Source organism: Desulfosporosinus hippei DSM 8344 (genome assembly GCF_900100785.1).
Taxonomy (GTDB): Bacteria; Bacillota; Desulfitobacteriia; order Desulfitobacteriales; family Desulfitobacteriaceae; genus Desulfosporosinus; species Desulfosporosinus hippei.
In genome coordinates, this window is the sequence record NZ_FNCP01000001.1 from 164,572 (window position 1) to 185,829 (window position 21,258).

Here is a 21,258-nt window from a genome sequence, read left to right on the forward strand (position 1 = left end):
GCCCGAATGAAGCAACTAAAAATCCCGCCCCTAATAGGGACGAGATTACTCGCGGTACCACCCATGTTGCTCTAAAGCCACTCGGAAGTCTTTTAACGGGGACAAACCGAACAAAGCTTACTTAACCTTTCAGCCTTTCACTCCAAGGGGATCTCTTTGCACTTTCTCACGGGCTCACACCAACCCCGCTCGCTGTTTAGCCAGTTAACAAAGACTGTCCTTTTCAACGTGTTTAAGATTTGTACTATCAAATTACTACAAATGCAAACAACTTTTGGGTTTCTTGCAATAAAAACACTAGTCTTTTAAAATAACTTTGCGCAGTATGGTAATGAGTTTCGCTTGCCCTTCCGAATCAATCGGATCCACCATCCAAAGACAGAGAAATGATAGCTTCCGGCTTTTCCAGTCTTGAACAAAGGGATCCATCTGCTCTTTGGATACGTATAAGTGCTTGGAGTCTGGAGGGGGAGTCAAACTTACAACGACACCACGTTGTTCCATTTCATCCATTGCCCTAAAGGCACGATCTAGCAAATCATCACTTCCGGTCATCAAAACATCTCCGGAACGAAAATGGTGATCCGCTTCAGCAAACCCAACACAAAAAATCTTTATATCTTTTTCATCTGAATTTAAGTTATCAATGGAAGCTAAAAGCTGAACCTCTTGGCCGCCAACTTTGCCAACATAAATCTCATTCTCATCCTGGTGTAAGGCAAACCCTTGAATGAGAAAGTCCGGAGATATCTCACTAATTATTCTATACATTGATGAAACCCTTCTCCTTCAAAGTCATCTGTAAAACATTTTACCACGAAACCAGAGATATTCGCAACATTTTCCAGCTGATCTCGTTAAGCGATGCCTTCATTTTTCTCCTGTAAGGTTTCTAAATCTAGATGGGCTATTAAAAAAGACTTAAGTTGCGTACGCAATAAATCACGTTTCCTGGCAAGACCTTGGATCTCTTCTTGAATTTCTTCCCACTTCTTCTGTGCTTCAGTAACCTTTATTGTCTTAGCATGTTCTGCCTCTCGCAAAATAAGTGCCGCCTCCTGACGCGCAGACTCCTTAACTTCTTCAGCTGTTTGTTGAGCCAACACCAAAGTCTGTTGTAAGGTGTTCTCTATTTGTCGATAATGTCCGATTTCCGTTTCTAACTCTTTTGTCTTTTCACGGAGTTCGAAATTCTCAGTATATGCTAATTCAAATTCTTGGCTGACATTCTCGAGGAATTTCTCCACTTCCTCACATTGATAGCCGCGAATCCCTTTGCGAAAAGCTTTATTTCGTATATCAAGTGGAGTCATTTCCATTTTGATCCCTCCTAATGCCGTTGTGATCGAAAAAGTAGAATTTGCCAAGCTATTTTGTCTTTTCGGGTATTGGAGCACTCCAATAGCTTAACGCGCCCATGCCCTCGACAGGACACTATGTCATTAGGTTGTACTTCTGTTTCAACTTTGGACACCCCAAGACCTGACTTTTTAACCTTACCTTGAGTTATCCATTCTTGAGCCTTACTTCTTGATACCCCAAAGGCATTAGCAATCACCGCATCTAGGCGTGATGAATTTAAAGTTATACGCCGCTCTTCACCCAGTCCAGGCAGAAGATCCGGTATTCCTTCGGATAGTGAAACATTAATTTTTTCCCGCCCGGCTTCAGTCCATTGATTTAACAAAACTGGGACGATTTCCAGAGTAGTCGCAACATAGAAGCCACTCTGGCCAACTTGAATATCTCCAAATAAATCTCTTCGTAAGCCTAATCCCATAAGAGATCCAAGTATCTGATGATGCTCTAGTTTAGCACGCAGATTAGTGGCTCGAACTGACAACAGGGAAATCTCTGCCTGCTCCGGTTTCATGACGTCTCCCTTTGCACCCATAATAATGCGAACCCGTTCAGCATCAGGGAATCCGCCCTCTGCCAGATAGGCAAGATGTTCTTTACGCAAAACGGATTCAATCCAATCCCGCATAGCAAAACTCAAAAATGGAGTTACCTGTTGGAACTCTTTACTAAGCACTAAATTTACTTGATCCAATAAATGAGCTGCTTCTAAACGTGCTTCTTTATCATCCCAATATTTTAAGACGCTTCGATCAATTAAATGTCTCATTCTAGAAGATTTGCCATAACAGCCATTGTGCAACGTTCAAGGCAAGAATTGCAAAGATTGGCGAGAAGTCCATTCGCATTGCAGCATTGCCAAATTGAAAACGCTGGAATGGTTTGAGGATTGGATCGGTTACATCATAGAGAACCGCAACTAATTTGTTGTTTGAGGGGTAAAACTTAGGCCCAAACCAAGATAAAATAACTCTCACAAAAATGGCGTATATCAGAATAGATATCACTTTACTTACTATTTGAACAACGAATAGAATACTAATCCCTCCCTAACTTAGAACTCTGCCAAAACAAACCCTTGTCTTTAAGCTCGTCTCTCATCTCCCCAGATATGTCGACGTTATTCGGAACAAACAAGAATATGCCGTTTCCGACTTTCTGCATGTTTCCATTTAAAGCATAAGTTGTCCCACTGATAAAATCAACGATACGTTTGGCTAAAACCTTCTCAGCGTTTTCCAGGTTAACAATTACAGGCCGACGGGTCTTAAGCTGGTCGGCAATGTTTTGAGCTTCTTCGAAAGAATTTGGTTCCATCACTACAACTCGCATTTGTTTCTGAGTATGTATACTTACTACCTGAGCGTTTTTACGGCTGGTACGAACTTCTTCCTGAACACTTTTCTCACGTTCGTTCTCTTCAAGAATATCCTCTTCCGTTTCCTCGTCTGCGAATCCCATAATTCCAATAACCTTATCAAATAATTTGGCCATTATCTTTCCTCCTCTTTCAGGTCTCTATTCACGGTCGCCGAAAATCTGACGGCCTACACGTACAAGGGTTGCCCCTTCTTCTATAGCCAATTCAAAATCTTGACTCATTCCCATTGAAAGCTCGTGCAAATCGGCTCCAGGCCACTTTCGAGATTGCAGTGTGTCCCGCAATTCTCGAAGTTGGCGAAAAAAACCCTGAGTTTCTGTCATGCTTGCTTCCAATGCCCCAATGGTCATCAACCCATGTATTCTAACAAAAGGAAAATCACCAACAGAGCTCAGAAAGTCCGGCACTTCCTCTGGCATGAGTCCAGCCTTGGCAGGATCCCGCGCAATATTAACCTGAACCAACGTCGTCCAAACAATGCTGCGTCGTTCTCCTTGGATATTTAGTGCTTCCAACAACGGAAGCCTGTCCAACGAATGAATCATTGCAATTTTATCATCTAAATATTTTACTTTGTTCGTCTGAAGCCTCCCCACCAGATGCCACTGGCAATCATTCGGAAGATTAGGGGCCTTTTCCAACCATTCTTGAACTCGATTCTCAGCAAAGGCTCTTTGTCCAGTCCGATAAGCCTCCTCTAAACTTGAAACCGGCTGAGTCTTAGAGACGGCCAATAATCGGATAGTACTCGGGTCTCTCTTACTTCGTTCTGCCGCATGGTTAATACGCCGACGAACCTCATTTAAGCGCTCTTCTATCCCCGCTTTTGCCAACATCAGACTATCTCCTTTGAAAATAATGAATTCTACGCTGTTTCATAGGTTTCCTGCTTGATAAGTCACTCTCTAGATATTTTTTACGTTGGCAACTAATCCTTCCAGTCCATCTCGAGGGGTTATTACAACAGGAATACCACTTGGGAGATTCTCGATGCAAACCATATTGTCATCTTCATCAAGGACTTTCACCTTTCTGAACTGTACAATCCCCTCACTCCAGAGAAAAACCCCCAGTTCCTCTCCTTTTGTCCATAAAGCAGATTTCGGAATAAGCACTCCATTAGTGGGCGGACGGAAGACCCAAGACACGTCCTGCCTTCTTTGCACCGCAGAGCCGTCAATATAGTATGGAAATTGAACGATTACTCCTTTTGGCTGATCAGACTTACGCAGAATTTTAGCACTAATAGTCTGTTTACCCATAGTAACACGCATAGTTTTGCCAACTGTGAGCTCCTCTATATCCGAAATCTCCAAAAAGGCCATTGTTGGAATAAGGTTATTCACGATTTTCCCTATAACCTCACCAGTTTGAAAGGTATCTCCGGTTGTTTTAGCGACAGGGTTCTGGGTTAATAGCTTGTTCAAATCCATCGAGATAAGGTTTTCGCTGGTAAGAATAGATTCCAGACCATCACTTTGCTGAAAAAACAATCCCCCCATAGATGCAGTTATCGACTGATTTATTCCGCTCGCCTTAATACCTGGTGCAGCCCCCTCAGGTTTTATAGTTGCCACCTGTTCCCCACGCCTAATACGTCGCCCATCTCCTCCAATGTATTCAACTTTACCGGAAAGTGGAGCGAGTACAGACAATTCTTGGTTTGCAAAGGTTGCAGCCACAATCCGTTCATGGTTAATGGTTCCTGTTTCAGCAGTTGCAAACTTTATTGTTCCTGCAATGAACGATGAGCGATAGCACCATCCAACACCGCCGACTAACATAATGAATATTAGACCCCAAAACCAAAAATAGGGTTTTCTTCTTCTCCCCTCCATTTTACCCTCCCTGGAATTTCGAGTTCCATGTACGAATAGGTGTTCATTTTAATTTAGCTCTTGGTAAATAACACGTAAAAACCGTTCCTACTCCCACCTTAGAATTTACACTGATATTTCCGCCCAATCCCTCTACCATGTGCTTCACAATACTAAGTCCAAGCCCTGTTCCCCCTTGTTCACGTGAACGGGCCTTATCTACTCTATAAAACCGCTCAAAAATTCTCGGCAATGTTTCCTCAGGTATGCCACAACCGGTATCTCCAAATTCCAAGCGAAGAAACTCAGGTCCAACTTGTGCATTTAACCAAACCCTTCCTTCAGCAGTATATTTTACGGCATTTTCTAATAAATTCAAAAGAAGTTGGCTTAATAAATTCTCTCCTATGTTTAGGGGAGGCAAATTGTCAGATAAATCAACTTCTAATTGAATTTTTTTAGCTTGGGCGAAACTTTGAATTACGGGTTTTATTATTTCAAATGCATTCTGGACGTAACTTACTTTAACAGAGCTTATAGAATGATTTTGCTGACCTTCGAGGCGTGCCAGAGTCAATAAGTCTTCAATGAGTCTTTGTAAGCGCAAGGTCTCCCCCTGGATTATTCCTAGAAAACGATTTCGTAAAGAGGGATCCTCCGCCGCCCCATCAAGAAGGGTTTCTACGAATCCTTTGATGGATGTTAGAGGGGTTCTTAATTCATGAGAGACATTGGCAACAAACTCAGTCCGAATCTTTTCAAGTCTTCGTAGTTCAGTTACATCATGAAATACTATAACTGCGCCACGAGACTGACCTTGCCCGCTTAAAATAGGATTAATCTTACTTTGCACAATCCTTTGGGCAATATTTATTTCTCTCGAGGCTGAAGGTTGGCCTGAAAGGACTTTACGAGTAAGTTGCTCTAGTTCAGTATCGTAGGTCAACTCTAAGAGATATTCTAGTTCCCGAACTGTTTTTTGCCGTTCAAAAATTCTCTCTGCCGCAGCATTCACTAAGACAACCCGCCCTACATGATCAACCGCCACTACACCCTCTTGCATCCCCGCTAGAATTGCTTCCATCTTCTGTGCCTCTTGGGTTCCATTTTGGACTATCATCTCAACGTGTCGTGAGAGATTATTAAGTTCAATGGTAAATTGTCCAATTTCGTCACTGGAATCTGACAAATGAATATGCTCGAAATCTCCCCTGGCAATGCGCTGGGTTGCAAAATGCAATTTCTCCATTCGTCGAATAAGTTGACTCGTGTAGAAATAAACAACTCCTGCCGGAAAAAGCAACGCAAGAAGTACAACTCCTAAATCAATTTGTTGGCGACCGGAAATCAACCTCACACTTTCTCCAACCCAAAAAAGAAGCAATGAAAGACCAGTCATACCTAAAAAGAGGCCAGTTATTCGCCATTTAATACTCATAGTTTGACTATCCTTTGAATCGGTAACCGATTCCGCGTAATGTTTCGATATAATCCGGATTGGACGGATCCTTTTCAATTTTTAAACGCAAATGTCGAACATGTACATCAACGGTACGTGTGTCGCCATCATATTCGTATCCCCAAATTCTTTCCAATAAGTCATCTCGAGAGTAAACTCTACCTGGATGTGCTACCAGTACCCGTAGCAACTCAAACTCTTTGGGCGTTAATTCAGTCTCGACACCCCGCACATAGACCCTAAACCCTTTCACATCAATTCTTAGCTCTCCTCTAACAACTTGAGAATCCACCTCATCAGGCAGATTAATACGACGGAGACGGGCTTTGATTCTGGCTAATAATTCACGCGGACTAAAAGGTTTCGTCATATAATCATCCGCACCCAGCTCGAGCCCTAATACCTTATCTATTACCTCTCCTTTGGCCGTTAACATAATGATGGGTAAGTGTTGGTACTTGGGAATCAAACGTATTCTACGGCAAACCTCTAGGCCATCCATCCCAGGCAACATAAGATCCAGTACTACAAGATCAGGATGTTCAGTTTCAACAATATCCAATGCTTCCTGCCCATCCTTAGCTACAGAAACAAGATAACCTTCCTTCTCTAAGTTAAACCTTAAGAGTTCAAGGATCGGTTCCTCATCATCAACCACTAAGATTGTCGCCACCTAAATCCTCCTTACTCTATGTTCGATATTCCATCTCACTTGGCGTGTCGCATTCTGATCCATCCCGCCATTCGCCCTGTCCGGGCACCATCTCGTCGATGCGAGAAAAACCATTCAGGATTGCTCGCAGTGCAGACTGCTGCAATATCAATATTTTCTGGGTGTACTCCTTTTTCTAAGCACAACATTTTGTTCGCTTCCCATAGATCAAGCAAGTAGTGTCCATCCTCTTGAGGATAGAGAAAGGTCGTCTTATCGTAATTCAGACGAAACTCCTCAGCTACCCGTTCATCGACTAGGTAACAACTGGGACCGATACTCGGGCCGATTGCCACCCAAGCATTTTCAGTTTGTCCGCCGGCTTTTTCAAAGTACTCTAACGCCTCCAGACCAATTTTATTCACGGTACCTTTCCAACCAGCATGCACAATCCCTACGGCCTCAAGATTGGGGTAGTAGAAATAGAGCGGAACACAGTCCGCAAAAAAAGCCATTAACCCCAAAGTACTCTGGGTCAGCAACCCGTCAACACTTGGAATAGCAGTTTCTAATTCATTAGCTCCTCGACCGCCGTCCTCTTCTGTAACCCAAATAACATTTGTACCATGAACCTGTTCTCCTACTGCAACTCTATCAGAAGGAACCCCCCAGTGTTTAAACCAGTATTTCCGATTTTCCAAAACCACCTTAGGGTCATCCCCAACATGTAGCCCTAAATTGAAAGAGTTGTAGGGTACTTTACTCATCCCACCCACTCGAGTTGAAAACCCCAAGTCAATTCCCGCAGCTTGCCACTTGGGTATGGTGAGATAGTTTAAGCCTCCACCACTTTTTTGTCGCTTCCAGCTCATCCCTCTAACTCCTTTGTTTACATTAAATATACCATCTATTAACCTTTTGGACAAACCTCCAAAAGTCCTAGTCTAATAGTACTTTCAGCAAAAAAAAAGGACTTCTAACAATTTTCTCCGTAAAAAAGTATAATAATATACAAAATAAGCATAAGCCTTTGCCTATTATGACAAAAGGTTTATGCTTTTTCGTTTTTCGCGGATTATCGTCGATCATCATTTTCAGTATTAAATTCAGGTAAATCGTTAACATCTACTAGAATAACGTCTACCCCTATCTTTTTGACATGATCCCAAGGGACAAAAAAATCTTCAGTCTTTCCGCTGCCAAAAAGTCCCCAACTGCGCGAAGGTCCGGGTACGATAACCCCTTTGACAACACCTCGTTCTAAATCAAGATCTAGATCTTTAATCGGCCCTAACCTTCGCCCGTCTTTAACATTCACAATATCTAACAATCTTAAGTCTGATACTCGCATTCTTTCCCCCCCTTTATCGAGGTTCGGGGTTTGAAGTTCAGAAATGAACATCATGCACTAGCCCCGAGCTAAGTCCAACGATGAAATGATATCGTCATACTTTTATATCTCATCATATGAGGGGGTCTGAAAAAATAGCCTAACGTTTCATAAATTTCAGATTTGAATTTTCCTCATTATTGCATCACACGAACTTACGCATATGCTGCATGGCTGCCTTCTCAAGACGGGAAACCTGTGCTTGAGAAATCCCAATCTCATCAGCAACCTCCATTTGTGTCTTTCCCTGAAAAAACCGCAAGGACAAGATGAGTTTTTCTCGTTCGCTGAGTCGACGTAACGCCTCTCGTACGGCAAGCCCTTCAACCCATCCATTGTCTGATTGCTTGTCATCTCCTATCTGATCCATCACGAAGATCGGGTCGCCGCCATCATGGTAAATCGGCTCGAATAAAGAAATTGGTTCCTGGATAGCATCTAAGGCAAAAACAACGTCTTCCCGAGGCAACGAGAGTTTCTTGGCGATTTCGGCAACAGTTGGTTCACATGACCGTTCACTCACCAACTGATCCCTTACCTGCAAAGCCTTGTAAGCGATATCCCGCAAGGATCTGCTAACTCTAATTGGATTATTATCCCTTAAATATCGGCGTATTTCCCCAATTATCATTGGAACTGCATAAGTAGAAAACTTTACGTTCTGACCAAGATCAAAATTGTCAATCGCTTTCATTAATCCGATACACCCAACTTGAAAGAGGTCATCCACATATTCTCCACGATTCGTAAACCGTTGTATCACACTCAGAACAAGGCGGAGATTTCCATGGATTAGTTTATCTCTGGCACTGCGATTTCCAGCTTGATAAATTACGAATAATTCTTTCATTTTTGCGCTAGATAATACAGGCAATTTTGAGGTATTCACTCCACAAATCTCAACTTTATTCAATGCCAATCTACGAGCACCTCCCCAGCAAATTCTGTTGGGAAGTATACCCTAACATAGATTAGGTTATTCCAATCGACAAAATTCTTTACGCAATCTACGAATAATTCTTTTCTCAAGCCGTGAAATATAGGACTGGGAAATCCCTAAACGATCTGCTACCTCTTTCTGAGTTTTTTCTACCCCGTCATCAAGCCCGAACCTTAATTCCATGATAACTTTCTCTCTATTCGTTAATCTTCCCATTGCCAGATGCAAGAGTTGACGATCTACTTGCTCTTCAATAGGCTTAGAGATAATGTCATTTTCCGTACCTAATACATCTGATAACAGAAGCTCATTTCCGTCCCAGTCAATATTTAAAGGTTCATCAAAGGAAACCTCAGACCGGGTTTTATTGTTACGTCTAAGATACATCAAAATTTCATTTTCAATGCAACGAGAAGCATAGGTAGCCAGTTTTATCTTTTTCTGTGGATCAAATGTATTGACAGCTTTAATTAAGCCAATCGTTCCTATGGAAACAAGATCTTCAATTCCAATCCCGGTATTTTCGAACTTTCTGGCAATATAGACCACCAAGCGAAGGTTTCGTTCTATCAAAATATCTCGAATAGAACCGTCACCCATTTCCAAACGCTCTAGTAGAACCCCTTCTTCGTCTGAGTTAAGTGGTGGGGGTAGGGCTTCACTGCTTCCAACGTAATAGATTCCACTAACTCCAAAAATCTTTTGAAGCAGCATGGCCCATAGGCCTCTGGCCTTACCATGAACATTACTCCACCACTTCATTCATCCATCTCCACCTTTCTGAACATGTTCTGGGTGTAGTAACGCTTGGTATTCACCCTCTGAGCTTAATACTTGTCTTACAAGCGCCACCGTAGCATGAATTTGTTGAGTTCCTTCGGCGCCGAAACACGTTACACTATCCGGTCTTATTCCTAGAAGCCAACTCTTATTATCAATTGTCTGAAAAGGGATGAAAACAAGACGTTTTACCAACTCGGGATTGACCTTCCACAATAGTGGCCACGGGTCTGCATAATCCTTCCAAGGGATATCCAGGAACGCTTTGATATTCTCCGGCATAGCACTTGCAGCAACCTCCTCTTCCAGCAGAATTACAGGATAGCCTGTCAATGGATCCCGCAAATGATTGCCGGTATCTAGTAAGGCCTTGATTTGAATAACCCCTTGCTCATCTCCACCAAAATTGATCTCCAGATCGAAAATATTTCGTCCTATAAAGGACTTTTTTTCTTGCCATCGTTGCCAAAGTCGCTGTAAGAGCCACCACATTAGAGCACCTAAAGGAAGAATCCAAACTCTGTTTATAACCAGAATTAACCGTTCTTTATTTACTCCCCCATCAAATTGCGCCCATCCCCATGAAGCGTAGACAAATCCGCCTAAGCCTGCAGAAAGGAGCCAAAAGCCAACGATTTCTTTAAGAAACGCATTTAATCTTGTAGTTGGAAAAGCGACAAAGACCATAAGAAAAGGAATCAACCATTTAATGAATAGAGTCCACGGTGGTAGTGAATAATAGGCAACCACAACGGGGATTTCGCCAAGTAAAACTGCCATAGAGATTCGGCTTAGACGAATTGGTAGTTTGAGTAGGCGACCAAGAAGGACAAGCAGGATAGTGTCCATTCCTCCATTAATGAGAATAGCCAGATCAAGATAGGTCTGTGCAATGCTAATTTGGTACACCCTTTCTATGCGCTTCTCTAAAAATTATACTTGAAATACAAAGTAAAACCTGTCGCATTCAGCGGGGCATAAATGGATATTAAAGGTAAATTAGTACGAGTGGTGTAGTTTTTTATCTATGAACCCTATTCGTCGACAGTATGTGTAAGCTTTAGCACGAAATTATTTGATAGCAACATATTTAGTCGATACTTAACTCATCTAAATATCTGATGACAGGCTGACATTGATTGTGGATTCTTTTTATTTTTGATAAGTCTTTTAAGCCCGGCTTTCCCCTGAGAAAGTTGGCTACTGGTTTTCACCTTTGCTTTGACAAACTGTTACATTAAACGGAAATTTACGGTTATTTCTTCAAGAATAATCATTTTTATTCAAATTTTATTGAAATATTGATAAGTCCGTGTTATTGTAAATTAAAATTTAGAATTTTTACATATCTCCATGTGCTTAATTACACTTAGTTTCTCAATGCCGTTTGAACTAATCAACAATTAAAGGCGGTAGATAATTAATGGCTAAAAACCTAAACGTTAACTTGAGTGAGAAAAAAAACGGTCTGAATACCATCGTTCAGATTGCCAAAGAGCTAGAAAGCATTTTAGAGCAATCGAAGGATTTTGAAAGTGCCCGTCGACCTCTGAGGGAAGCGATAGATCGTAATCTTAAGAACAATGAGTTCTTACTGCTTTGCGACTTAAAAGGGTTAGCATTAATCCACTCAAATCGCTTACGAGAAGGTATGGTCTTTAATAATGAAATTGAACTAAAGGCAGCTCAATGTAATCAACCGATTACTCAAATTTATCATCGTAATACTGGAGAAGTTTTGCTAGACGCGGCAAGCCCTGTTTTTGTCAAAGGTACTCATACCTACGCCGTTCGTCTGGGTATACCACTTCAAAAAAATCTTCTTAGCAAACAACTGCTTTCAGGTATACTACCGGTTCTTCTACTCGGTGGGACATGGATTATCTCAAGTTCCTTTTCTCCGGCTTCGCTTATCTCTTCAACCATTGCCCTGGGCGCTCAACTAATCTATAGTTTCTGGCTTAAGAATAAAGTTTCATCGGCACTTCAGCAAGCTTTTAAGGTAACAAAAGCCATTGCTAAAGGGAATCTAAAAGTTCTAGCCAAGGCCAATTCCAATGATGAATTGGGAAGCCTATCATTCGAAGTAAATAAAGTATCTCTTGGCATGAAGTCGATCATCACGGATCTAGCTTCCTTTTCTGAGCGAGCTCAAGATATGAGTCAAACTCAAGCATCCCATGCTCAACTATTCGCAGAAAATCAAGAAACCTTGGCAGCTACTCTGGAGGAATTTAGTGCAGGAGCAACTGATCAAATTCAAGGCATGCAAATGTCACAAAAGCAAGTTGACGAGATCCAATCTGCTTCCCAAAGCATTTTAATCAGCACACAGGAGGTTCTTTCCTTGACTAGATCCGCTAAATCAACAAGCCAAGAAGGAACCTTAGCGGTTAATGAGGCAATTCTTGAGATGGGCCTGATCTATGAATCAACGGAACAGGCTAATCAATCTATACACGGATTAGCTGAACAGGCCCAAAAAATCGGAGATATTATTTCTGTAATTAATGGCATTTCAGATCAAACTAATCTACTGGCCTTAAATGCAGCTATTGAAGCTGCTCGAGCTGGAGAACATGGTAGGGGCTTTGCAGTTGTCGCAGAAGAAGTCAGAAAATTGGCAGACAGTTCAGCTTACTCTTCTCATCAGATTATGGAACTTATTTCGAATGTTCAAGGAATGGTTACCTCAACTGTCGACAAGATAAGCCAAGGAATGAACGAGGTAAACCGAGGTAAGGCAGTCATTGAAAAAGCCGGCGATGCCATTGCCTCCCTTGACGAAGTGATCAATGAAACTTCAATAAAAGTGGAGACTAACCTGCAAAATGCTGATCACTTGTTAAATCAGAGTGAATTATTAGCTCAAACTCAGCGGCAGGCAACCACAATTGCAACTCAATTTGCCGAAGGAGCCACTCAAGCAGCAACAACTGTAGAACAACAAATGGTTTCTACTAAAGAAATCGCCTCCATCTCTTCTGAACTAGCGAAAACCTCCGCTCACTTGAACCAAGTTATCCAACGATTCGAAGTCTAAATACACCAAGAAAAAACCAGGTCATACCACTAGAGGTATGACCTGGTTTTTTATCTAACAATTAATTAAGATTACCGTCTGCGCCTCAGAAACTCAGGAATGTCCACATCCCCTTCTTTAGCTACAGTCTTAATAATATTGTCTTGAACCTTACCGGGGGGGGTACCGAAACCAGCCCATTGCTGGTCGAATCCGGTTGCGATGACTGTTACTCTAAGCTCTTCCTTCAGATCCTCATCGATAACCGCTCCAAATATTATATTCGCTTCAGGATCTGCTGCTTCCGAAATAATTCCTGCCGCTTCGTTCACTTCAAAGAGGGTTAGATTTATTCCTCCGGTAATATTCAGCAGTACACCTTTTGCTCCTTCAATAGAGGTTTCCAGCAGCGGGCTGGAAATTGCCTTTCTTGCCGCATCAGCTGCCCGATTTTCCCCTGTTGCCTGACCGATGCCCATTAATGCTGAGCCGGTATTTGACATAATAGTCTTAACATCCGCAAAATCTAAGTTAATTAAACCAGGAACTGCAATTAGATCTGAAATGCCTTGAACCCCTTGACGCAAAACATCATCCGCAATGCGAAAAGCCTCATGGATTGTTGTATGCTTGTCCACTACCTGTAGCAAACGATCATTGGGAATTGTAATAAGGGTATCTACTTTGCTTTTTAATTCGGCAATGCCTTTTTCAGCTTGCATAGCCCTCTTACGCCCTTCAAAAGTGAATGGTCTTGTAACCACCCCTACTGTTAGCGCCCCCATTTCTTTGGCGACTTCTGCAACAATAGGTGCTGCTCCAGTACCGGTTCCTCCGCCCATTCCTGCTGTAACAAAGACCATATCCGCGCCTTTTAGAACCTTAGCCAGTTCTTCACGACTTTCTTCCGCCGCTTTAGCACCAATCTCAGGATTTGCGCCCGCTCCCAGCCCTTTAGTTAATTTAATTCCTATTTGAACTTTTTCTCCCGCACGTGAGAGCTGTAAAGCCTGGGAGTCAGTATTAACTGTTACGAAATCTACCCCTTGTAAACCAGCGGTAATCATACGATTAACCGCATTGTTTCCACCACCGCCAACACCAATGACCTTAATTTCTGCAAATTGGTTTAAGTCTGTATCAAATTCTAGCATTTAGGCGTTAACCCCCTCGCTCATTCTTACCTGCAATAATTTATTAACAATACAGGTTATTTCTATAATTTTTCTGTGCTTCCATATGTTCATGTGTAAACTTTCTCGCTGAATAACAGCTAAATTCAAACATTAGTCTCTAGAACTACTCCTTTAGGAGTATCTGCCATCCAACGGCTTATTGGCCGATCAATTTTGTTATACACACAACATTACAAATTCTATATTCTTATCCAATAACCCTTTTTTTGATGATAAATTTTTCTCTAAAAAAAGGAAAAAGAATCTTTAAAAAAACTTCCAGAATTACTTTCCGGACAATTCCCTTAAAGTGTTAAAGATATTCTTAGGCGATGATCTCCTATTTTTTAAGAAGATGGCGACGGATGCTTCCTAAATTTTGGAATATGCGCACGCCGAAAGCGACCACCGCTGCTAAATAAAGGTCAACACCAATCCGGTCACCGACATAGGCTAACAGAGCTGCAAGGAGCATATTGCTGAAAAAGCCTGTTAGAAATACCGTACTATCAAAATGGTCTTCCTGAGCAGAACGAATCCCCCCTAAAACAGAATCTAAAGCTGCGAGGATTCCTACCGATAAGTATTTTGCATATTCTATTGGAACTGAAAAAGGACTTACATACCCAATTGCTAGTCCTAAAACTAAGCCTAATAAGGGTAACCACATATTAAAAATCCTCCTGACTTAGCGACCAATTACCGGTTTTGCCGCCGTAAAATCAATATAACGAACCCCTTGTTGTATTGAAGTGTACCCATCGTCACTTAAAAGTTGATAAAGTGCCATCAATTTATCTTTCCACTCATTGGCTTGTCCAAGTCGTACTTCAACCCCACTTGTCAAAAATAGAGTAATTTGCTCGATAGCATTAACATGCAACTCTCCAATCTGAGTAACTAATTCCGGCGGAGCTTGTTTAAGCAAGTTCAGACCTGCTTCAAGGAGAGAATTTTCCAGGTTCTGCCCGGGCCCAACTGTATCGGGAAGTTCAATTCCACTAATCACGGGATAATCATTTTTTGGCCAACTCTCTAGCCGGCGCAAAAAAGTCCCTTCGGAATCCACCTCTAAAACCCCTTTAGGGACTACAACTAAAGCAACAGGGGTTCGTTCAGTAACCTGAACAACCAGAGTTTGAGGGAGATTTCTTTGGAAATGAACATCTTTTATTAACGGATGTAAAGATATCTTATATTGAAGAGCTTTCCGATCAAAAAGCAATAGGTTTTGCCCTTGAATTCCGTCCGTTAACTTTAGGATTTCGCTTTCTGAAATGAGACTTAATCCTTGCACACTAACATGTTGAATAGCAAAAGCATTGGAGCGTAAAAAAAGCGCCAAACCCAGGGAAAGCAGAATCGTCAATACTGCGATATAGAGAAAGGACGTATTCATTTTCTTGGGTTCCATAGTGGTATTTTCCTCCTTGTCCCAAGTATAACGAATACAGTCCTATTCTGCTACACAAAATATAGGGATCTTTAAAATTAATTCGTAGAAATCTCACTTTTTGCCTTTTTAGAAACTCGTAAGAGCTTTGCTCCTAAACGGCAGTATTTTTCTTCAAGTTTTTCATATCCTCGATCAATGTAGTCTACCTTTTCCAGCACAGTTGCCTCCTCTGCTGCTAATGCCGCTAAGAAGAGAGCTGCTCCGGCGCGTAGATCTGTAGCTTCGACGAAAGCTCCTTCAAGAGATTTAACCCCTCGTATAATCGCTGTCCTGCCCTCAACCGTAATTTGAGCCCCCATTCTACGCAGCTCATCCACATGTTGAAAGCGGTTCTCGAAGATTGTCTCGGTGATTATGCTTGTTCCTTCCGCACTAGACAACATAGCCATAAACTGAGGCTGCATGTCGGTTGGAAATCCGGGATATGGCATTGTTTTAAGGTCTACCCCTCGTATCCCGCCCAACTGCTTCACCCGTACTGAATCATCCAGAAGAGTTATGGAGGCCCCGGCCTGCCGTAATTTAGCAATCACCGGTTCCAGATGTTCAGGAACGACATTTTCGATGACTACATCTCCTCTGGTCATGACAGCAGCTATCATATGGGTACCCGCTTCAATGCGATCAGGAATAACCGTATGTTCTGCAGGACGGAGGGAATCAACTCCATCAATTCTTAAAACATCCATCCCTGCCCCGCGCACTTTCCCACCCATCTTGTTGAGAAAATTTTGCAAATCTACTATTTCCGGCTCACGTGCTGCATTTCTTATGACTGTAGTCCCCTTTGCCAAAACTGCAGCCATCATAATGTTTTCTGTAGCGCCAACGCTTGGGACATCTAAATAAACATCCGCACCTTGGAGATGATCTGTCCAGGCTTCAATATAACCATGCCTTTCCTTAACCTTTACTCCTAATAGCTGCAAACCTTTTATATGCTGATCCATCGGACGGGAACCAATAGCGCATCCTCCCGGTCTGGATATTTTAACTCGCCCATATCGCGCTAACAACGGACCTAAAATTAGATTGGATGCTCTCATTTGCCGCATTAAAGCTTCATCAACCTCGCAGGATTCTAGCTGCCCAGCATCAATAAGCATAGCCTCATTTTGACGTAGGACTTTACAACCAAGCCCTTCGAGCACTTCGATCATATGTTTAATATCGGCTAGCTCCGGTATCTCAAGCAAACTAGATGTCCCTTCTGCCAGTAACGATGCAGCTAATAAGGGAAGGGAAGAATTCTTTGCCCCACTAACTCGGATACTTCCTTCTAACCTTTGTTTACCTGTGATAACATAGCGATCCATCACTATAATCTACTCCCCTTTTAAACAATTCAATCCGGTACTATCAAACTTGAGTGGCTTTCTCTAAACATCTCTTCTTCGGTTGACTCGTGCCGTTAGAATACTTTCGACTTCCGTTTGTAAGCCAATACCATATTTCAATTGAATATCCGCCTTAATGGCTTCTATCAAGGCAAGAACATCACTGGACGTTGCAAGGCCTGTGTTGACAATAAAATTTGCATGCTTCTCGGATACTTTCGCACCACCTATACTTCTTCCTTTCCAACCGGCTGCCTCAATCAATCGTCCGGCAGAATGTCCCGGTGGATTTCGAAAGACGCTCCCCGCGTTAGGCAGCTCAAGTGGTTGATTTGCTGTACGTTTTGTTAAGTATTCTCGCATATCCTGCAAGATTTGTTCCCGTTCACCTGCCTTGAATTTAAGGTGAGCTTCTAAAACCCAGGCATGCCCCCGCAAAGAACAGAATCTATAGGCAAACTCAAATTCATCACGTTTTAACTTCTTAATACTCCCATCCGCCCACAGTGTTGAAACACTAAGTACACAGGAAGAAATTTCACCGCCATGGGCCCCGGCATTCATCATAATAGCCCCGCCAATAGAGCCCGGAATCCCTCGTGCAAACTCCAAGCCACTCCATCCCAGTTCGCCTGACTCTTGAGCCAAACGAGCTAATGTATATCCGGCCTCAACCCTGACCGATTGATCCCCCCAGCTAATTCCTCGTAGTGATGTTGAAACTAACGTGATTCCAGAAAGTCCTTCATCCGGAAAGAGGACATTCGATCCACGCCCAATTAAGCGCACGGGAATTTCCGCTGCTTGGGCCCGCTGCCAAACTTTTAGTAAGTCCTCAATTGTTTCAGGCCAATATACAGTCTCAGCCGGCCCACCAATCCTCCATGTACTCAGTTTATGGAGCGGATAATTCTTCTCTACACGCCCCGGCATTCCATCCAAAATCATTAATATTCCACCTCAAGTTATCTGCCATTCTTTGGTTCTTCCAAATAGAGCTAAGAGCCAGCCTTATATCCAGCCAGGAAACTCCCAGATCTATGCACATTGCTATGTTTTGAACTGCTGCTTTTTCCTCAGATAGTTTTGGCCAACGCGGCAAATGTCCCACAAACTTCTTTCTATCTTGTGAGCGGTAAAAATCAATCTGATTTTCTCGGATCTCCCAAGCCGCTTTTTCATTTCCTCTGTCATTACTAATTCTTCTTCCCAACGAACTTTTTTCCATAAGCCCATCTAACCAGGACTCAGATATAAGCCAATACACTCCCTCTTTCCGCTCACATTGCCATTGCCCATCAGGAGTTGCCCAAAGTATAGTTGGTTCAAAACCAGCCTGATCTAAGGTGTGCAACAGCAAAGGACGTTCATCAATCAGGACTGTGGGCTCTGAAATCCAAATAATTAAGTCATTTTCTAAAAGATTATGTATAAATGATTCAACAGATTGAAATTCAATCCCCTTCGCCAAAGCCTTTTCTCTTAGAGCATCCTTCTCTTGCAGGTCAGGCCAGAAAATCAATTCTGTTACAGGGCTAAAAACTTCCAAAACTTGAACAGTATTACCATCCAAAGGCTTATCTAGCCAGTTCGGTCGAAATTCTCGGCTTAAATCTTCCTGAGTCGGTTCAACCATAGAATAATCAACCTGGATTTCTTCCAAAACAGCCCTAACCCCACTGATTCCTGGAACTGCAGAAGAAGCAGCCAGTTGTATCTTTCGCTTCGGCCACACCGTGCTCACTCCTTTCATTGTTCACTGCCATATGCTATGCATCGGAGTAAAAAGGTGTGAGCGAAGTGTAAGAGGGACGGTCCTTTTAACACACATTTATGCCAGCTAAAACCCAAGTCGTGAACCCTAAGACTGCATCCTTCGCTCTTGCGAAAGCTGCTAGGTGATACTCCCAATAGATGTTATCGCAACCGGAAAGACCATGAAACACCGATTTTAGAAGTGGGTGTTCCAGCATTTTGAATTAACTTGTATCCTGGACTCACTCCTTTGGAAATGAGCCCAGGATACAAGTCGAGAGCCCCCCCTAACTTGTATTATCACACACGGCCTTACTGTTTAGAACCTTGCTGATAGCGGATATCTAAGTTGACCTCCCAATCTTGACTACAATGATATCACTAAAGGCTTATTAAGCCAGAAGTAGTTATCTTATGTTATTGACTTTCGAACTACGAACCACGAATATCGAACCACGATCAGCGCCAGGCTGTAGCTAGGCAAAGGTCTACAATTTTATCTAAGGCCTTAGGCTGAGCTAAAGTTCGGGAAGCCTCTCCCATTTTTGCTAAAAGGGATGGTTGAGAGATTAGTAGCTTAATTTCATTCCACAGTCTTTCCCCATTACATTCTGAGTCCAAGATTACTTGGGCAGCCCCTGCTTGAACTAGAGCCTGGGCGTTATGTTCCTGATGATTCTCTGCCGCAAAAGGGTATGGAATTAAAATTCCAGGTATACCGGCAACCATCAGCTCAGCCAGTGATGCCGCCCCAGCCCTACCGATATACAAATCTGTACAGGCTAAAGCTTCCGGCATATCTTTCAAATATTCTATAACTCGCCATTGCGGGCTTTCCCAAGGAATCTCTCTTTGTTTTAATTCTGCAATAGTCTCTGCATAGGTAACACTTCCGGTCGCCCAAATCACTTGGATATCCGGTCGCTGGGCCAGACATTCCAAGACCTTGACCATGGCCAGATTTAAAGTGCGAGCACCTCTGCTTCCACCGGTAACTAGCAGGGTCAACCTATCCGAGCGAAGCCCAAAATGCTTTGCCCCAATTTCACGAGAATACCCACCAATTTCCTGACGAACCGGTAGTCCAACCAGTTCCATTTTATTCTTAACCCCAAAATGTGCAATGCTCTCAGGGAATGTCACCATAACTTTGTTCACTACTCTTGCCAAAATCCGATTAGTAATACCGGGCCAGGCATTTTGCTCATGAAGTAAGGTCGGAATCTTAAAAAGGGCAGCAGTCAATACCACCGGACCGGATACATATCCCCCTGTCCCGATGACTAAGTCCGGATGGAACTCACGTAAGACGTTCTTGGTTTCCCATAGGGCTTTAAAACTTTTACCAATAACCTTTATTGTATCCAGACTTAACTTACGAGGAAGTCCCTTTCCGGAAATACCTTTAAAGGCTATCCCTGCTTCCGGTACTAAACGCGCTTCCATCCCATCCTGGATTCCTACATAGAGAATTTGCGTATTAGCATCACGTGCCAACAAACCTTTGGCAATTGCTAATGCCGGATAAATATGCCCACCTGTTCCACCACCGGTCAAAATAACGCGCACCATCCATACCCCTTTCTCCACTGGAGACTATTGTGAGCCCCGAACATCCTGCCTCAAGTTCACTATCTTACTTCCCTCGAAATATTCAACAGCACTCCAACACCTAACATAGTGAAAACCAAAGAAGTTCCTCCATAGCTTATAAACGGTAAGGTAATTCCCGTAACAGGCAATACCCCGCTTACAACACCCATATTGATCATTGCTTGTATAGATACCATAGCAGTTAATCCAACCGCCAGGAAACCCATGAATGGATCTGGAGCCCTCATTGCCACCCGAAAGCCTCGCCAGGCAAAAAGGAAGAAAATCAAAACCACTAAAGAAGCCCCTACAAAACCGAGTTCTTCACCAATCATAGCGAAGATAAAGTCCGTATGATTTTCCGGCAGATAAAGAAACTTTTGCCTGCTCTGCCCTAATCCTAAACCAAACAGTCCTCCGGGTCCCAAGGCTAACAGCGCCTGAATGGTCTGATATCCATTTCCCAAAGGATCTGCCCACGGATCCAAAAACGCAAAAATACGTCTCATACGGTAGGGTGCTGCTGCAATGGCAGCAACCACCAAGCCTAAACCTGTTCCAGCCAAAGCCATAATGTGACTTGTCTTGGCTCCCGCAGCAATTAACATAAAAAAGGTGGTAGCCGCTATTACTAATGTCGTCCCCAAATCAGGCTGAAGCATAATCAATCCGGCAATGACCCCCATTAAACCAAGGATGGGCAAAACTCCTTTGCGGAAAGACTCAATCTTATGAGGATTAAGCGCCAAAACATGAGACATCATCAAGACCATGGAAAGCTTGATTACTTCCGAAGGCTGAATAGACAATGGCCCTAGTCCAATCCATCGATCCGCTCCATTAACCCTTCGCCCAATTCCCGGGATCTTAACAGCAATCAGCAGGACAATAGCCATAATAAGCGCAGGCTTAGCATATTTTCGCACCCAGCGTAAGTCTATAACCATGCTGACAAACATTGCTACTAGCCCCATCGTAACCCAGAGTATTTCCATCTTAAGATAGTGATAAGGATCGTCATACTGAATATAGCCTCTAACCGCACTCGAACTATAAACCATAACGAAACCTATCGCTAACAGAGCTAAAATTGCCCCTAACAAGACTAAATCCGGTCGATGGTACTTTCGCATTAATAGATC

The 21,258-nt window shown here is 42.8% G+C and carries 23 protein-coding genes and 1 other annotated feature; of the genes, 1 reads left to right on the forward strand and 22 read right to left on the reverse strand.

The genetic code is table 11. The features are described from left to right. Positions 1 to 32 precede the first annotated feature (32 nt). Positions 33 to 236: a binding site (T-box leader), on the reverse strand. Positions 237 to 297: 61 nt separating this feature from the next. The 14 genes from BLS16_RS00785 to BLS16_RS00850 all read right to left on the reverse strand — a co-directional run bounded on the left by BLS16_RS00785 (position 298) and on the right by BLS16_RS00850 (position 10,687). Next, entirely contained in the window at positions 298 to 771 is a 474-nt protein-coding gene (locus tag BLS16_RS00785; protein ID WP_034598512.1) for a hypothetical protein, read from the reverse strand. A gap of 86 nt (positions 772 to 857) precedes the next feature. Then, positions 858 to 1,319, reverse strand: a complete 462-nt coding sequence (locus BLS16_RS00790) for a DivIVA domain-containing protein (protein ID WP_092328684.1) — start codon at positions 1,317 to 1,319, stop codon at positions 858 to 860. A gap of 11 nt (positions 1,320 to 1,330) precedes the next feature. After that, a complete protein-coding gene (locus tag BLS16_RS00795) occupies positions 1,331 to 2,128 on the reverse strand; it encodes a YlmH/Sll1252 family protein (RefSeq protein WP_092328687.1) in 798 nt (265 codons plus the stop codon). Position 2,129: 1 nt separating this feature from the next. Next, the gene (locus BLS16_RS00800) at positions 2,130 to 2,366 is read right to left on the reverse strand and encodes a YggT family protein (protein WP_143015488.1); all 237 of its coding nucleotides are present in this window, start codon (positions 2,364 to 2,366) and stop codon (positions 2,130 to 2,132) included. A gap of 31 nt (positions 2,367 to 2,397) precedes the next feature. Next, positions 2,398 to 2,853, reverse strand: coding sequence for a cell division protein SepF (locus BLS16_RS00805; protein WP_034598509.1), 456 nt, complete (start codon positions 2,851 to 2,853; stop codon positions 2,398 to 2,400). Between the two features lie 24 nt (positions 2,854 to 2,877). Beyond that, positions 2,878 to 3,576: a YggS family pyridoxal phosphate-dependent enzyme gene (locus tag BLS16_RS00810; RefSeq protein ID WP_092328690.1), complete on the reverse strand. Its 699-nt coding sequence runs from the start codon at positions 3,574 to 3,576 to the stop codon at positions 2,878 to 2,880. 69 nt (positions 3,577 to 3,645) lie between these two features. Then, the gene (locus tag BLS16_RS00815) at positions 3,646 to 4,578 is read right to left on the reverse strand and encodes a biotin/lipoyl attachment domain-containing protein (RefSeq protein WP_092328692.1); all 933 of its coding nucleotides are present in this window, start codon (positions 4,576 to 4,578) and stop codon (positions 3,646 to 3,648) included. A gap of 43 nt (positions 4,579 to 4,621) precedes the next feature. Beyond that, positions 4,622 to 5,995 (reverse strand): two-component system histidine kinase PnpS, encoded by a 1,374-nt coding sequence (gene pnpS / locus BLS16_RS00820; RefSeq protein WP_092328695.1) that lies wholly within the window; start codon positions 5,993 to 5,995, stop codon positions 4,622 to 4,624. A gap of 7 nt (positions 5,996 to 6,002) precedes the next feature. Beyond that, on the reverse strand, positions 6,003 to 6,689 hold the full coding sequence (locus BLS16_RS00825; protein WP_014904580.1) for a response regulator transcription factor: 687 nt from the start codon (positions 6,687 to 6,689) through the stop codon (positions 6,003 to 6,005). 35 nt (positions 6,690 to 6,724) lie between these two features. Continuing rightward, on the reverse strand, positions 6,725 to 7,540 hold the full coding sequence (pgeF, locus tag BLS16_RS00830; RefSeq protein WP_092328697.1) for a peptidoglycan editing factor PgeF: 816 nt from the start codon (positions 7,538 to 7,540) through the stop codon (positions 6,725 to 6,727). Between the two features lie 203 nt (positions 7,541 to 7,743). Continuing rightward, positions 7,744 to 8,019: a YlmC/YmxH family sporulation protein gene (locus BLS16_RS00835; protein WP_014904582.1), complete on the reverse strand. Its 276-nt coding sequence runs from the start codon at positions 8,017 to 8,019 to the stop codon at positions 7,744 to 7,746. Between the two features lie 184 nt (positions 8,020 to 8,203). Continuing rightward, positions 8,204 to 8,977: an RNA polymerase sporulation sigma factor SigG gene (gene sigG / locus BLS16_RS00840; protein WP_014904583.1), complete on the reverse strand. Its 774-nt coding sequence runs from the start codon at positions 8,975 to 8,977 to the stop codon at positions 8,204 to 8,206. 57 nt (positions 8,978 to 9,034) lie between these two features. After that, the gene (gene sigE, locus BLS16_RS00845) at positions 9,035 to 9,712 is read right to left on the reverse strand and encodes an RNA polymerase sporulation sigma factor SigE (RefSeq protein WP_242876146.1); all 678 of its coding nucleotides are present in this window, start codon (positions 9,710 to 9,712) and stop codon (positions 9,035 to 9,037) included. Positions 9,713 to 9,760: 48 nt separating this feature from the next. Next, on the reverse strand, positions 9,761 to 10,687 hold the full coding sequence (locus BLS16_RS00850; RefSeq protein WP_092328702.1) for a sigma-E processing peptidase SpoIIGA: 927 nt from the start codon (positions 10,685 to 10,687) through the stop codon (positions 9,761 to 9,763). A 514-nt stretch (positions 10,688 to 11,201) separates the two neighbouring features. Here BLS16_RS00850 and BLS16_RS00855 point away from each other — a divergent pair. Next, entirely contained in the window at positions 11,202 to 12,821 is a 1,620-nt protein-coding gene (locus BLS16_RS00855; RefSeq protein WP_092328705.1) for a methyl-accepting chemotaxis protein, read from the forward strand. Positions 12,822 to 12,892: 71 nt separating this feature from the next. Here the strand turns inward: BLS16_RS00855 and ftsZ are convergent, their stop codons facing one another. The 8 genes from ftsZ to spoVE all read right to left on the reverse strand — a co-directional run bounded on the left by ftsZ (position 12,893) and on the right by spoVE (position 21,249). Continuing rightward, positions 12,893 to 13,954, reverse strand: coding sequence for a cell division protein FtsZ (ftsZ, locus tag BLS16_RS00860; RefSeq protein WP_014904587.1), 1,062 nt, complete (start codon positions 13,952 to 13,954; stop codon positions 12,893 to 12,895). 361 nt (positions 13,955 to 14,315) lie between these two features. Continuing rightward, positions 14,316 to 14,645, reverse strand: a complete 330-nt coding sequence (locus BLS16_RS00865) for a small basic family protein (protein ID WP_014904588.1) — start codon at positions 14,643 to 14,645, stop codon at positions 14,316 to 14,318. A gap of 18 nt (positions 14,646 to 14,663) precedes the next feature. Beyond that, positions 14,664 to 15,389 (reverse strand): cell division protein FtsQ/DivIB, encoded by a 726-nt coding sequence (locus BLS16_RS00870; RefSeq protein WP_092328707.1) that lies wholly within the window; start codon positions 15,387 to 15,389, stop codon positions 14,664 to 14,666. Between the two features lie 77 nt (positions 15,390 to 15,466). Then, positions 15,467 to 16,753, reverse strand: a complete 1,287-nt coding sequence (murA, locus tag BLS16_RS00875) for a UDP-N-acetylglucosamine 1-carboxyvinyltransferase (protein ID WP_092328710.1) — start codon at positions 16,751 to 16,753, stop codon at positions 15,467 to 15,469. 57 nt (positions 16,754 to 16,810) lie between these two features. Then, complete coding sequence (gene murB / locus BLS16_RS00880) at positions 16,811 to 17,716, reverse strand: UDP-N-acetylmuramate dehydrogenase (RefSeq protein ID WP_176786026.1); 906 nt, start codon at positions 17,714 to 17,716, stop codon at positions 16,811 to 16,813. Then, positions 17,664 to 18,503 (reverse strand): hypothetical protein, encoded by an 840-nt coding sequence (locus BLS16_RS00885; protein WP_092328712.1) that lies wholly within the window; start codon positions 18,501 to 18,503, stop codon positions 17,664 to 17,666. Before BLS16_RS00885 ends, murB begins: the two co-directional genes overlap by 53 nt. Positions 18,504 to 18,982: 479 nt before the next feature. Next, positions 18,983 to 20,092, reverse strand: coding sequence for an undecaprenyldiphospho-muramoylpentapeptide beta-N-acetylglucosaminyltransferase (murG, locus tag BLS16_RS00890; RefSeq protein WP_092329139.1), 1,110 nt, complete (start codon positions 20,090 to 20,092; stop codon positions 18,983 to 18,985). Between the two features lie 62 nt (positions 20,093 to 20,154). After that, positions 20,155 to 21,249, reverse strand: a complete 1,095-nt coding sequence (spoVE, locus tag BLS16_RS00895) for a stage V sporulation protein E (RefSeq protein WP_034598496.1) — start codon at positions 21,247 to 21,249, stop codon at positions 20,155 to 20,157. Positions 21,250 to 21,258: the final 9 nt, after the last annotated feature.